This is a genomic window from Amycolatopsis sp. cmx-4-54, from assembly GCF_046548895.1.
GTDB lineage: Bacteria > Actinomycetota > Actinomycetes > Mycobacteriales > Pseudonocardiaceae > Amycolatopsis.
On record NZ_JAEBEJ010000005.1, the window covers coordinates 301,525 to 314,298 of the forward strand.

Annotated in this window: 12 protein-coding genes; 11 read left to right on the forward strand and 1 reads right to left on the reverse strand. The window is 69.6% G+C overall.

From position 1 onward, the window contains the following. The first annotated feature begins 29 nt into the window (after positions 1 to 29). The 4 genes from ACLJQ7_RS18655 to ACLJQ7_RS18670 are packed head-to-tail and all read left to right on the forward strand — an operon-like array spanning position 30 to position 5,975. On the forward strand, positions 30 to 770 hold the full coding sequence (locus tag ACLJQ7_RS18655) for a hypothetical protein (protein ID WP_046199931.1): 741 nt from the start codon (positions 30 to 32) through the stop codon (positions 768 to 770). Between the two features lie 13 nt (positions 771 to 783). Then, positions 784 to 5,253: a hypothetical protein gene (locus ACLJQ7_RS18660; RefSeq protein ID WP_410649454.1), complete on the forward strand. Its 4,470-nt coding sequence runs from the start codon at positions 784 to 786 to the stop codon at positions 5,251 to 5,253. 52 nt (positions 5,254 to 5,305) lie between these two features. Then, a complete protein-coding gene (locus ACLJQ7_RS18665) occupies positions 5,306 to 5,572 on the forward strand; it encodes a type II toxin-antitoxin system Phd/YefM family antitoxin (RefSeq protein ID WP_410649455.1) in 267 nt (88 codons plus the stop codon). Further along, positions 5,562 to 5,975: a type II toxin-antitoxin system VapC family toxin gene (locus ACLJQ7_RS18670; protein ID WP_410649456.1), complete on the forward strand. Its 414-nt coding sequence runs from the start codon at positions 5,562 to 5,564 to the stop codon at positions 5,973 to 5,975. The genes ACLJQ7_RS18665 and ACLJQ7_RS18670 overlap by 11 nt, the downstream gene beginning before the upstream one ends. On the opposite strand, the gene ACLJQ7_RS18675 is transcribed toward ACLJQ7_RS18670, so the two are convergent. Then, a complete protein-coding gene (locus ACLJQ7_RS18675) occupies positions 5,959 to 6,888 on the reverse strand; it encodes an AraC family transcriptional regulator (RefSeq protein WP_410649457.1) in 930 nt (309 codons plus the stop codon). The two genes, ACLJQ7_RS18670 and ACLJQ7_RS18675, sit on opposite strands and share 17 nt — an antisense overlap. Positions 6,889 to 6,963: 75 nt before the next feature. Between ACLJQ7_RS18675 and ACLJQ7_RS18680 the strand changes: the two genes are divergently transcribed. From ACLJQ7_RS18680 to ACLJQ7_RS18710, 7 genes are all read left to right on the forward strand, one after another. Then, positions 6,964 to 7,407, forward strand: a complete 444-nt coding sequence (locus ACLJQ7_RS18680; RefSeq protein ID WP_410649458.1) for a nitroreductase family deazaflavin-dependent oxidoreductase — start codon at positions 6,964 to 6,966, stop codon at positions 7,405 to 7,407. A 197-nt stretch (positions 7,408 to 7,604) separates the two neighbouring features. Further along, entirely contained in the window at positions 7,605 to 8,792 is a 1,188-nt protein-coding gene (locus ACLJQ7_RS18685) for a winged helix DNA-binding domain-containing protein (RefSeq protein ID WP_410649459.1), read from the forward strand. Between the two features lie 178 nt (positions 8,793 to 8,970). After that, on the forward strand, positions 8,971 to 9,975 hold the full coding sequence (gene gap / locus ACLJQ7_RS18690; protein WP_034311751.1) for a type I glyceraldehyde-3-phosphate dehydrogenase: 1,005 nt from the start codon (positions 8,971 to 8,973) through the stop codon (positions 9,973 to 9,975). Between the two features lie 9 nt (positions 9,976 to 9,984). Next, positions 9,985 to 11,193, forward strand: coding sequence for a phosphoglycerate kinase (locus tag ACLJQ7_RS18695; RefSeq protein WP_410649811.1), 1,209 nt, complete (start codon positions 9,985 to 9,987; stop codon positions 11,191 to 11,193). Further along, a complete protein-coding gene (gene tpiA / locus ACLJQ7_RS18700; RefSeq protein WP_410649460.1) occupies positions 11,193 to 11,978 on the forward strand; it encodes a triose-phosphate isomerase in 786 nt (261 codons plus the stop codon). Before ACLJQ7_RS18695 ends, tpiA begins: the two co-directional genes overlap by 1 nt. Before the next feature lie 156 nt (positions 11,979 to 12,134). Beyond that, positions 12,135 to 12,365: a preprotein translocase subunit SecG gene (gene secG, locus ACLJQ7_RS18705; protein ID WP_125783705.1), complete on the forward strand. Its 231-nt coding sequence runs from the start codon at positions 12,135 to 12,137 to the stop codon at positions 12,363 to 12,365. Positions 12,366 to 12,430: 65 nt separating this feature from the next. Next, entirely contained in the window at positions 12,431 to 12,772 is a 342-nt protein-coding gene (locus ACLJQ7_RS18710; RefSeq protein ID WP_034311760.1) for an RNA polymerase-binding protein RbpA, read from the forward strand. Positions 12,773 to 12,774: the final 2 nt, after the last annotated feature.

Sequence of the window (12,774 nt, forward strand, 5' to 3'; positions counted from 1 at the left end):
AATCCGCGGCCAGGCTGGTTTCCTTCGGCATGCGGCCGAAGCAGCTGCCGTCGCGGGACGTCGTGTACGGCGACCTCGTCCGGCGCTACGGCGAGGACAGGGCGTTCAAACAGCTCACGCACGCGGTCGCGGCCGGGCTCGGGCTGATGGTGCTGGAGGTCAACCTTCAGGCCGGTGCCGTGCTGGCGGCGACCGACGAGTCGGTCTTCGAGATCAAGATGGACAGCTACGCGCGGCAGAGCAAGATCCGCGAACGCCGCGAAACCGAGAAGGTCCTGCACGGGCTCGTGCACCTGGCCACCGCCGCGCTCGGTTACCCGCGCCCGGACGACCTCGCCAACGACACCTACATCGGCCGCGTCAGCGTCGAGCAGGTGGACGCGATGGTGCGGGAGGCCTGCCGGATCCTCGACGAGCGCGCGGCGGAGGCGGAGGCGAACAACGACCCGCTGGCCGACGCGCCCGAACTCGAACAGGCCTGGCGCGCCTACGCCCGGCGTCCGGCGGCGGCGGCGACCAAGGACGGCAGACTGGCGTCGGACACCACGCGCGGCATGGTCGCGCGGGCCCTGCGTTTCCTCGCCGATCAAGGCTTTCTCGTCCAGGTCAGCGGCGAACAGGGCGGCACTTACCGGACGACGCCGCGCTATCAGGTGCAGGTGCGCGAACTCGCCGCCGACGCGGCCTTCGACGATCTGCTGGAACTGAACGTGGTCTCGGTCGCCAACGGCGGCGGGACGTTGCGCGCGGCCGCGTCGGACACGCTTTAACCAAGGGGAGTCGATGTACGAGCTTTCGCGGGTTCGCCTGCACTCGGTGGGTCCGGCGGGCGCGCGGTACCAGGACGTCGTGCTGGACTTCAGCGGCGTCGGCGCGGCCATCACCGCGCCCAAACAGGACGCGCTGTTCAGCGCCGGGATCCACCTCGCGGGGGAGGGGCCGCCGCGGCGGCCGTCGCCGGCGAGCGTGCTGTTCCTGGAGAACGGCGGCGGCAAGTCCGTCCTGATCAAGCTGATCTTCTCGGTCATGCTGCCCGGCCGCCGCCAGGTCGTCGGCACGACGAACACCAAGGTGCTGGAGAAGTTCGTCGCCGCCAAGGACGTCTCGCACGTCGTGCTGGAATGGCTGCAGGTCGAGACCGGTCACCGGGTGATCACCGGCAAGGTGTCGGAATGGCGCGGGCACGTGGTGTCGGCGGATTCGGAGAACCTCGTCGATTCCTGGTACTGCTTCCGGCCGACGCCCTCGCTCGACCTGGACTCGCTGCCGCTGACGTCGGACGGCAGGCTGCTGACGATGTCCGGCTTCCACGACCAGCTCGACAAGGTGCACGGCGGCGAGCCGGAACTGGAGCTGTTCTGGACGCGGCGGCACCACGAATGGACGTCCCGGCTCGACGGTCTCGGCCTCGACACCGAACTCTTCCGGTACCAGCGCGCGATGAACGCCGGTGAGGGAGAGGCGGCGGACGCCTTCGCGTTCAGCACGGACGAGGCGTTCGTCGAGTTCCTGTTGCGCGCGGTGCTTTCGGAGGAGGAACCGAAGGACCTCGCCGAGGTCGTCGCGACGTACGCGCACAACCTCGCCCAGCGCGGGGACCTGTTGTCGGAGCGCGATTTCGTCGCCGGTGCCCTCGATCTGCTCACGCCGCTGGCGGAGGAGGAAGGCGTCGCCGCCGCGTCACGAAAGCTCGCCGAGGCGGCCCGCGCCGAGATGCGGACGCTGGCCGGTCAGGTCGCCGCGCGCGACAAGCTGGAGAACGAGCGACTGAGCGGGCTCGAACAGCACGTCGACGAGGTGAAGTCCGCCGAGAAACTGGCCGAGGGCGACCACCGTCGTCTCACCGCCGGAGTCACCGAACTCCGCCGCCTGGTCGGGAAACTGCGGCTGGAAGAGGCGCAGGAGGGCAAGAAGCGGATCGACGGCGAACTGGCCGAGGCCAAGACCGCCGCCGAGGCCTGGCGTGAATGCGCCACCGTGCTCAACCACCTCAACGCTTCCCGCAAGGCCCGCGATTTCCGGGAACTGGTGGGAAGTCGCGAGCAGAAGGCGCAGCCCGCGCTGCAGGCGCGCAACGCCGCCGCGGGCGCGCTCGCGCGGGGTCTGCTGGCGCTGGCCAAGAACGCCGCCGAGCAGGCGGCGAAGGCCGAAGCCCATGTCGGTGCCCTGCGTGCCGAGGCGGAGAAGGCGCAGGCGGAACGGGACGAGTCGGCGAACCTCGCGGCCTCGCGCCGGGCGGAGGCCCGGGGGCTGGGCGCGCGGATCGCCGAAATCCGTGAGGAGATCGCGGAAACGGTCCGGTCCGGCGCGCTCAAGGCCGGTGCCGACGTCGCCGAAGCGGCGCGTGCGGCCAGGGCCGAGGCCGAGGCGACCGCCGCGGAACTCGTTCGGCGCGAACAGGAACTCGAACGCGTCGCCGAAGATCTGCGCTCCGCGCAGGTCACCGTCAACGACGCGCACCGGCTCGCGGGGTCCACAAAGGACCGTCTCGAACGCGCGGCCGACGAACTCGACCGGGCCAACCGGCGCACCGACGCGCTCGCCGTCGAACCCCGGTTGAGCGAACTCCTCGGCGCCGACGACGTCACACTGGAGACGGACCTCCCGGTGCTGCTGGAGCGGCTTCGCGAGGCGGGTTCGGCCGCGGAGAGGGAACAGACCGCGTTGCGGATGGAGGAATCCGTCGACGAGCGCGCGCTGAACGCGCTCGGCTCCGGTGGTCTCCTGCCCGCCACCGAAGAGGTCCAGGCCGCTTTGGACGCGCTGGAAGCCGCCGGGATGAACGCCTGGTCCGGCTGGCGCTACCTGTCTACTTTGGACAAAAAGCGGCGGGCGGCCGTGCTGGCCCGCGCGCCCCAGCTGGTCTCGGGAATCCTGCTCAACGAACCGGAGCAGGTCCGGCTCGCCGAGAAGATCCTGGCGGAGCGGCGTCTGCTGCCCACCACGATCATCCCGGTCGCCACGACCGAGGCCACCACGACCGACCGCCTGCCGGACGAGGCCGGGATCGCCTTCCTCGTGCCGCCGAACCCGGCGATGTACGACGAAGAAGCCGCCGACGCCGAGCGCGAGGCCATCGCGCTCCGGCACGCGGAACGTCAGCGCCGCCTGGAAGCGCTGGCGACGTCGCTGGCCGACGACAGCGCCCTGTCGTGGAAGCTCAAAACCTGGCGCGAGGACTACCCGCCCGGCAGCATCGCGACACTGGCCGAGCAGCTCCAGAACGCGCGTACCGCACACGAAACCGCGCAGACCGCGTTGGAGCAGGCGGAAAAGGAGTTCCAGCGTCTCGGCGAGAAGGCGGCCGGGCTGCGGGAACGGGTCCCCGAGCTGCGTGCGGCTTCGGCCGAGGCGGGGGAGCGGGCCCGCGGGCTCGAAACACTCGCCGCGCGCGCCGCGAAGATTCCCGAGTGGACGGACGACGTCGAACGCGCGACCGAGACCGCCGAGCGGGCGGAGGCGACGGCGTCCGAAGCCGCGGTGAAGGCGTCCCGGTTGCGCGAGCAGGCGAGCGAGGAGCAGCGCACGGCCGACGGACACCGGCGCACGGCAACAACCGCGAAGGCGGAACTGGCCGAGGTGCCGGGATCGAGTGACGTCACCGAAAACGACCCCGTGCCCGCCGAGCCGGTGGACGCGCTGCGGCGGACTTTCGCGTCGGCTTCCGAGGCGTACGCGAAGGTGGAGGTCGGCAGCGACCTCCGTGCGGAACTCGATCAGGCCGAGAGTGTCGAGGCGTCCGCGCGGGCGGCTGTGGAGGCGTTGGACGACGCTGTCCGCGAGCGGGCCTCGGCGTTGCTGGAGACGCCGGACGGCTCCGACGCATCGGCGCGGGCGGCGGCGCAGGCGCGGGCGAACCGCGCGGTCACGGTGCTGGAGGAAGAACGCACCGAGATCGTCGGGCTCGTCGCGACCCGCAAGGCGGAACTGAGCCAGCTTCCGGAGCTAGCGAGCCCCCAGCTCGCCCTCGACGCGAGGCCGAAGGACATCGAACACGGCCTGGAGCTGATCGACGAAGCCGGTCTCGAAGTGTCCGCCGCCGCCCGGAAATGGGAGGAACTGCAGGACCGCCGCGCGGCGGCCGAAGCGACGCTGGAGTCCGCGAAGACGTCCGCGTCCGGCTTCGGTCTGCTGGCCGAGTCCATGGCGCACCTTTTGGCCAAAGAGGACGAAGAGGCGGCCTTCGACGGCGATGTCGAATCCGCGCGCGTCAAGCACTCCCGGCTCAACACCTCGCTCACCGAGGCGCAGGACGCCGCCGACGCGGGTGACCGCCGGGTGCGGGCCGCGGCCGACCAGCTGGCGCAGTACGCCACCGACAAACGGTTCGAAAAGCTCAGCACACCGGTGCGGCAGCAGGTGATCTCGGTCCGCCGCGATCAGCTGCCCGCCCACGCCGCGGAATGGGCGGAGGCACTGCGGCCCCGGCTGCGGACGCTCACCGACGATCTCGCGCAGATCGACCGGCACCGCGGCGGCATCATCACGCGCCTGCAGGGCATGGTCGACGGCGCACTGCGCACTCTCCGTGCGGCACAACGGGTTTCGCGGCTGCCGGACGGTCTCGGCGACTGGTCGGGCCAGGAGTTCCTGCGGATCCGCTTCACCGAACTCGAAGAGAACGTGCTCGCCGAGAAGCTGGGCGAGGTCGTCGACGAAGCCGCGGTGGGGAAGACCTCCGACGGCCGGGACGTCAAGCGGGACGGGCCTTCGCTCGTACTGCGCGGCGTGCAGGCCGCCGCTCCCAAGGGTTTCCGGGTCGACATGCTGAAGCCGGACTCCGTGCTGCGGACCGAGCGGCAGCGTGTCTCCGAGATCAGGGACGTGTTCTCCGGCGGGCAGCAGCTGACCGCGGCGATCATCCTGTACTGCACCCTGGCGGCGCTGCGGGCGAACAACCGCGGCAAGGCCCGCAACCGGCACTCCGGCGTGCTGTTCCTCGACAACCCGATCGGCCGTGCGTCGGCGGGCTACCTGCTGGAACTGCAGCGCGCGGTCGCGGAGGCGCTGGGCGTCCAGCTGATCTACACCACCGGCCTTTTCGACGCCGGCGCGCTGAGCGAGTTCCCGCTGATCGTGCGGTTGCGCAACGACGCGGACCTGCGGGCGGGACGCAAGTACCTGTCCGTCGACGCGACGATCCGGAACGCGACCGACGAACTCGGCGAGCCGGACGGCGTCGCGCGGCTCTCGGCGACGCGGCTGTTCACGCGGCCGGCGGACGAGCCGGAGCCGGAGGAGGAGACGGCCTGAGGGGGTGTGGCACGCAGTGGCACAAGGTGGCACTTCGTGGTAAAGTGCGGATATGAGCGTTCAGCACGAGATCTCCCAGCGTGATCTCCGGAACCGGTCCGGCGAGATCATGGACGCGGTCGAGCACGGCGAAACCTTCACCGTGACCCGTAGCGGTTCGCCCATCGCCCAGCTGATTCCGCTGTGTCGACGGCACGCCGTTTCCCGTGACCAGTTCGCCACCGGTTCGGCGAACGCTCCGCTCATCGACCCGGACAGGTTCCGTGCGGACCTCGACGAGGCCTTCGAAGGGGAGGCGGACGATCCCTATGGCCGCTGAGGTCCACGGCCTGCTCGACACGAACATCCTCATTCTGCGCCGGGCGATCGATCACGCCCAGCTGCCGGACCTGATGTCGATCAGCACGATCACGCTCGCCGAACTGTCGGCGGGTCCGCATTACGCCGCCGACCCGGCCGAACGGGCCCGGCGCACGGATCTGCTGCAACGGGTGGAATCCGAGTTCGACCCGCTGCCCTTCGGTACCGAGGCGGCGCGGATCTTCGGCCGGGTGTCGGCGTCCGTGCTCGCGATGGGCAGGACACCCCGGCGGCGGGTGGCCGACCTGATGATCGCCAGTGTCGCCATCGCGCACCGGATGCCGTTGTACACCACCGATCCGCAGGATTTCGAAGGCCTGAAGGAACTTCTCGAGGTCGTTCCGGTCACCCGGCCGGCTTGAGGTCTTCACGCGCCGAGGCCCGGTACTGCCCGGGCGCCTGACAGCGAGCCCGGCGGAAGGCCCGGCTGAACGCGTACACCGACGTGTAGCCGACCGAGTGGGCGATGGTGTCCACCGTGTCTCCGGTGTCGCGCAGCCGGACGGCGGCCAGGTCCATCCGCCACTGGGTGAGGTACTCGCCGGGGGTCCGGCCGGTGGTCTCGCGGAAGCGCCGGGTCAGTGTGCTGCGCGATGTCGCCAGTTCCGCCGCGAGCAGGTCGGTGGTCCACGGTTTCGCCGGGTCCTCGTGGATCTTCGCCAGTGCCACGCTGATCAGTGGATCGCCGAGGACGCCGAGCCACGTCCCCCGGGCCTCGGCCGGTTTCTCGGTCCGCCACGCGCGGAGCAACTGGACGAGGAGGATGTCGACGAGCCGGTTGAGGACGAACTCGGTGGCGATCTGCGGGGAGGCCAGTTCCCGCGACAACAGACGGACGGTGTCGTCGAGCCCGCCGCCGACGTGGTTCGCGCGGATGTGCACCAGTTCCGGCAGGGTGGCGAGCACCTGGGTGGACACCGCCGGGTCGTAGGCGTAGGACGCGCCGAGGACATGGGTCTCCACCTCGCCGGAACCGAGGCGCAGCACGCCACCGCAGTCCCGGGCCTTCTCCGCCGCCGTGCACAGGTTGGGAATGATCGCGACGTCCGGGGCGCTGCGCAGAGTGTGCTCCGGGCCGTTCGGCAGCAGGACGACGTCGCCGGGCATGAGCTGCCGCGGCGGGTGCCCGGCGAGTTCCAGCCAGGCGGTGCCGCAGGTGACGGCGTAGAAGGCGGCGCGGGTGATGCCGTGCCAGAGGATGCCCCATGGTCCGGATGCCTCGATCCGCGCTCCGGCGGCGCCACGCACTCCGCCCACGGCGAGCGCTTCGGCCAACAGGTCAATGCCATCGAGGATAGTGCGACAGATGGATATCTTCGTGGCGTTTTCAGGCATCGATATGGTCACTGGATGCGCCATACGATCGAGGTCATGACTGACACGTTCGACTTCGACCAGATCAACCGCACCGTGATCGCCGAGTTCCGTGAGACCGGCGGCAAGGCGGGGGGCATGTTCGAGGGCTACCCGCTCGTCCTCGTCCACCACACCGGCGCGAAGTCCGGCGCTCAGCGGATCGCGCCGCTGGTCCCGCTTCTCGAAGGTGACCGGATCTTCATCTTCGCGAGCAAGGGCGGCTCGGACGACAACCCGGCGTGGTTCCACAACCTGGTGGCCCACCCGGACACAAAGGTCGAACTCGGCACCGAGACCTTCCCCGTCCGCGCGCGGTTGCTCGCCGGCGCCGAGCGCGACGAGGTCTACGCCAGGCAGTCCGCCCTCCAGCCGCAGTTCGCCGATTACCAGAGCAAGACCGGCCGCGTCATCCCGGTCTTCGAGCTGGAGCGGGTCTAGCCCTTCACGAGTGGCCTCGGTACATGAAGGCCCCCTTGCTGTACCTAGGCGCAAGGAAGGGGGCCTTCATGTACTCGAGGAGGCCTTTACGGACCGGGCCGGGGTCACGACGACGGGGGAACGGCCATCCCGCGCAAGTTGAACACGAGCCCGGTCCGATCCGGGGTTTTGTCGGGGCCCGGTGGTAGGAACGATCCGTGACCCCCAAGATCGGTATCGGGCAGCGTCGTGCCCGCCTCGCGACGCGTCATCGCCTCGTCGCGCCCGCCGAGTCGGTGCACGCCGCCGCGGACGCGGTCGTCGCGCTGCATGCCACCGATCCGGCGTCGGTGCACCTGTCGGCGTGGGCGCGCGTCAAAGGCAGCGGTGTCGCCGAGCTGGAAAGCGCGCTGTACGAGGAGCGCACCCTGATCCGGATGCTCGGCATGCGCCGCACGGTCTTCGTCCTCGGTCACGAGAACGCGGCGCTCGTGCAGGCCGCGTGTTCCGCCGACATCGCCAAGAAGCAGCGCCGCCTGCTCGAACAGCACCTCGGCACGCAGGGACATCCGGTGAACGTGCCGGAGCCGGAGCGCTGGCTCGCCGAGGTCGAGGACGCGACCGAGCGCGCGCTGAAGGCCCGCGGTTCCGCCACGGCACAGCAGCTTTCCGAGGACGAGCCGCGGCTCAAACAGCAGCTGCTGATGGCGAAGGGCAAGCCGTACGAGGCGATCGCCAACGTCACCAGCCGTGTCCTGTTCCAGCTCGCGGTCGACGGCCGTATCGTGCGTGGCCGCCCGCGCGGCAGCTGGATCAGCAGCCAGTACTACTGGGCCCCGATGGCGGGCTGGCTGCCACAGGGTCTCGCCGCATGGGACGCCGACGCCGCCAGGGCCGAGCTGGCCCGAAGGTGGCTGTACGCCTACGGACCCGCCCCGGTCGCGGACCTTCGCTGGTGGACGGGCTGGACGATAGGCCAGACGAAGAGGGCGCTCGCGGCGATTCAGCCGGTCGAGGTCGATCTCGACGGCGTACCCGGCGTCGTGCTCGTCGACGATCTGGAGCCGGTCGCGGAGCCCGCCCCCTGGGTCGCCCTGCTCCCGTCCCTCGATCCGACGGCGATGGGCTGGATCGAGCGCGACTGGTATCTCGGCCCGCACAAGGCGCCGCTGTTCGACGGCACCGGGAACATCGGGCCCACCGTCTGGGCCGACGGCCGCATCGTCGGCGGCTGGGCGCAGCGGCCGGACGGCGAGGTCGTCCACCACTTCCTGGAGGACGTCGGCGCGGACGTCGAACGGGCCGTCGAGGCGGAGGCGAACCACCTGGCCGAGTGGTTCGGAGAGGTGCGAGTCACGCCACGAATGCGGACACCGTTGGAGCGACGGCTAGCACAGGGAAGCTGAGAGTTTCGACAAGACGGCCTGGTAGCGGCGGTCTTAATCGATTCTTGACCTGACCCACCGAGTGGTGGAAGTCTCGTCAGGGCAAAGAGGGTCGCCCGAGCACGCACGCTAGGGTTGCGCCCGAGTAAAGGACGTCTTACCGGGGCGATCCCGGACGAGTCTCAAGGGAGTGGCAGCAGTGACGGTTCGCGTAGGTGTCAACGGCTTCGGCCGCATCGGCCGCAACTTCTTCCGGGCCGTGCAGGCCGCCGGTCACGACATCGAGGTAGTCGCGTTCAACGACCTCGGCGACGTCGCCACCATGGCCCACCTGCTCAAGTACGACTCCATCCTCGGCCGTTTCCCGGGCGAGGTCAGCGTCAGCGACGAGGGCATCGTCGTCGACGGCAAGACGATCAAGGCCCTCGCCGAGCGCGACCCGGCCAACCTGCCCTGGGGCGACCTCGGCGTGGACGTCGTCGTCGAGTCGACCGGTTTCTTCACCACCGGTGACGCCGCCAAGGCGCACCTCGCCGGTGGCGCCAAGAAGGTCATCATCTCCGCGCCCGCCAAGGGCGAGGACCTGACCGTGGTGCTGGGCGTCAACGACGACAAGTACGACGGTTCGCAGAACATCATCTCGAACGCGTCCTGCACCACCAACTGCCTCGGCCCGCTGGCCAAGGTGCTGAACGACGCCTTCGGTGTCGAGCAGGGCCTGATGACCACGATCCACGCGTACACGCAGGACCAGAACCTCCAGGACGCGCCGCACAAGGACCTGCGCCGCGCCCGTGCCGCCGCGCTGTCCATGGTCCCGACCTCGACCGGTGCCGCCAAGGCCATCGGCCTGGTCCTGCCGGAGCTCAACGGCAAGCTCGACGGCTACGCGGTCCGCGTCCCGGTCCCGACCGGTTCGGCCACCGACCTCACCGTCACGCTGACCAAGAGCGCGACCCTCGAGGAGATCAACGCCGCGTACAAGGCCGCCGCCGAGGGCCCCCTGGCCGGCATCCTGCGCTACAGCGACGACCCGATCGTTTCGGCCGATATCGTCACCGACCCGGCGTCCTGCATCTACGACGCGCCGCTGACCAAGGTCATCGGCAACCAGGTCAAGGTCGTCGGCTGGTACGACAACGAGTGGGGCTACTCCAACCGCCTCGCCGACCTCGTCAAGCTCGTCGGCAACAAGCTCTCCTGAGCCATGGCGCTGAAGAACCTCGAAGACCTGCTGGGCGAGGACGTCTCGGGCCGGTTCGTACTCGTGCGATCCGACCTGAACGTCCCGCTCGACGGGAACAAGATCACCGACGACGGCCGCGTCCGCGCGGCCCTGCCGACGCTCAAGCGCCTCGCCGAGGCGGGCGCGAAGGTGGTCGTCATGGCGCACCTCGGCCGTCCGAAGGGCGAGCCGGACCCGAAGTTCTCGCTCGCGCCCGTCGCCGTGAAGCTCACCGAGCTGCTCGGCGTCGACGTCCCGCTGGCCGGTGACCTGGTCGGCGAGTCCGCCAAGGCCACCGTCGCGGGTCTGACCGACGGACAGGTGGCCCTGCTGGAGAACGTGCGGTTCGACGCGCGCGAGACCAGCAAGGTCGAGGCCGAGCGGCAGGAGCTGGCCGCGGAGCTGGCCGCGCTCGTTCCGGGCGGCGCGTTCGTCTCCGACGGTTTCGGCGTCGTGCACCGCAAGCAGGCCTCGGTCTACGAGATCGCGCGGGCGCTTCCGGCGTATGCGGGCGGGCTCGTGCTGGCTGAGGTCGACGTCCTCAAGAAGCTCACTGAGGACCTCGCGCGGCCGTACGTCGTCGTCCTCGGCGGCGCGAAGGTGTCGGACAAGCTGGGTGTCATCGCGAACCTGCTGACCAAGGTCGACAGGCTGCTCATCGGCGGCGGCATGGCGTACACCTTCCTCAAGGCCCAGGGCCACGAGGTCGGCGACTCGCTGCTGCAGGAGGACCAGCTGGAGCAGGTCCGCGGTTTCCTCGCCGAGGCGGAGAAGCGCGGTGTCGAGCTGATCCTGCCGGTGGACGTCCTCGCGGCGACGGGCTTCGCGGCCGACGCGGAGTTCGACGTCGTCGACGCGAAGGCCATCCCGGCCGACCGCATGGGTCTCGACATCGGCCCGAAGTCGCGGGAACTGTTCGCGGGCAAGCTGGCCGACGCGGCGACCGTGTTCTGGAACGGCCCGATGGGCGTGTTCGAGTTCGAGTCCTTCGCCGGTGGCACCCGTGCCGTGGCCGAAGCGCTGGTCGAGAGCGACGCCTTCACCGTGGTCGGCGGGGGCGACTCCGCCGCGGCCGTGCGGCAGCTCGGTCTGCCGGAGGACGGCTTCTCGCACATCTCGACCGGCGGCGGCGCGTCGCTGGAGTACCTGGAGGGCAAGGAACTGCCCGGAGTCGCTGTGCTGGGAGAGAACGACTAGTGGCGCGCAAACCGCTCATCGCCGGCAACTGGAAGATGAACCAGAACCACCTCGAAGCCATCGCGCTGGTTCAGAAGATCGCCTTCGCTCTGCCGGAGAAGTACTACGCGAAGGTCGACGTCGCGGTCCTGCCGCCGTTCACCGACATCCGCAGCGTCCAGACGCTGACCGACGGCGACAAGCTGTCGCTCACCTACGGCGCCCAGGACCTGTCGCCGCACGACTCCGGTGCCTACACCGGTGACGTGTCGGGTCCGATGCTGGCGAAGCTGGGGTGCAGCTTCGTCACCGTCGGGCACTCGGAGCGGCGTGAGTACCACGGCGAGTCCGACGAACTGGTGAACAAGAAGGTCAAGGCCGCGCTCAAGCACGGCATCACGCCGATCCTGTGCGTGGGGGAGAAGCTCGAGGTCCGCGAGGCCGGCGAGCACATCGCCCACACCACGACCCAGCTGGTGGAGGGCCTCAAGGGGCTCAAGGCCGAGCAGGTCAAGGACGTCGTCGTCGCCTACGAGCCCGTCTGGGCGATCGGGACCGGCAAGGTCGCGACCCCGCAGGACGCCGAGGAGGTGTGCGGAGCCATCCGCGCCACCCTCGCGGAGAAGTACAGCGCCGAGGTCGCGTCCTCGGTCCGCGTGCTCTACGGGGGCTCGGCCAAGGCCAACAACATCAGTGACCTCGTCGCCTGCGAGAACATCGATGGGGCGCTCGTCGGTGGTGCCAGCCTGGATGGTGACGAGTTCACCAAACTCTGCGCACTCGCCGCGGGCGGGCCCCTTCCCTGATCGGGGCACCTACCGGGTAGCCTGGGTATCCGGTCCGTCACACAGCAGTGGACGAGTCCAGGAGTACGGTGTGTTCTGGCGGTGCTGGGTTGTTTCAACCCCGGCCGCCGGTGGCACACCGTTTTCCTGCATTCTCCAAAGAGCGCAGAGGATGACATGAAGCTGTTCCTGCAAATCCTGTTGATCGCCTCGAGCTTTTTCCTGGTGGTCGCCGTGTTGCTGCACCGCGGCCGTGGTGGCGGTCTGTCTTCGCTGTTCGGTGGCGGTATGCAGTCGAGCCTGTCCGGTTCCAGCGTGGCCGAGAAGAACCTCGACCGGATCACGGTGCTGCTGGGTTCGGTGTGGCTGATCAGCATCATCGGCCTCGGGCTCCTGCTCAAGGTCTGATCGATCCAGGTGTTTCGGCGTGCCTATGGGGGGCGCGCCGCCGATCCCTATAGGTGTGAGGATTCATGGTTGGCGGTAACGCGATTCGTGGCACCCGTGTGGGTGCCGGTCCTTCGGGCGAATCGGAACGGGGTGAGTCGGCGCCGCGGCGCCGCATTTCCTACTGGTGCGCCAACGGGCACGAGGCACAGCCCTCGTTCTCGATGGACGCCGAGATTCCCGACGAGTGGGACTGCCCGCGCTGCGGGCTCCCCGGTGGGCAGGACGAGAAGAACCCTCCTGCCGCGCCGCGGACCGAGCCCTACAAGACTCACCTCGCGTACGTGAAGGAACGGCGTTCCGACGCCGACGGCGAGGCCATCCTCGCCGAGGCGCTGGAGCGGTTGCGCCAGCGCCGGGAGATCTAGTC

What these genes read in the sequence shown, in the direction of transcription:
- ACLJQ7_RS18655 (WP_046199931.1), top strand. Translation starts at nt 30, where the DNA reads ATGCGGCCGAAGCAGCTGCCGTCGCGGGACGTCGTGTACGGCGACCTC.
- ACLJQ7_RS18660 (WP_410649454.1), top strand. Translation starts at nt 784, where the DNA reads ATGTACGAGCTTTCGCGGGTTCGCCTGCACTCGGTGGGTCCGGCGGGC.
- ACLJQ7_RS18665 (WP_410649455.1), top strand. Translation starts at nt 5,306, where the DNA reads ATGAGCGTTCAGCACGAGATCTCCCAGCGTGATCTCCGGAACCGGTCC.
- ACLJQ7_RS18670 (WP_410649456.1), top strand. Translation starts at nt 5,562, where the DNA reads ATGGCCGCTGAGGTCCACGGCCTGCTCGACACGAACATCCTCATTCTG.
- ACLJQ7_RS18680 (WP_410649458.1), top strand. Translation starts at nt 6,964, where the DNA reads ATGCGCCATACGATCGAGGTCATGACTGACACGTTCGACTTCGACCAG.
- secG (WP_125783705.1), top strand. Translation starts at nt 12,135, where the DNA reads ATGAAGCTGTTCCTGCAAATCCTGTTGATCGCCTCGAGCTTTTTCCTG.
- ACLJQ7_RS18710 (WP_034311760.1), top strand. Translation starts at nt 12,431, where the DNA reads ATGGTTGGCGGTAACGCGATTCGTGGCACCCGTGTGGGTGCCGGTCCT.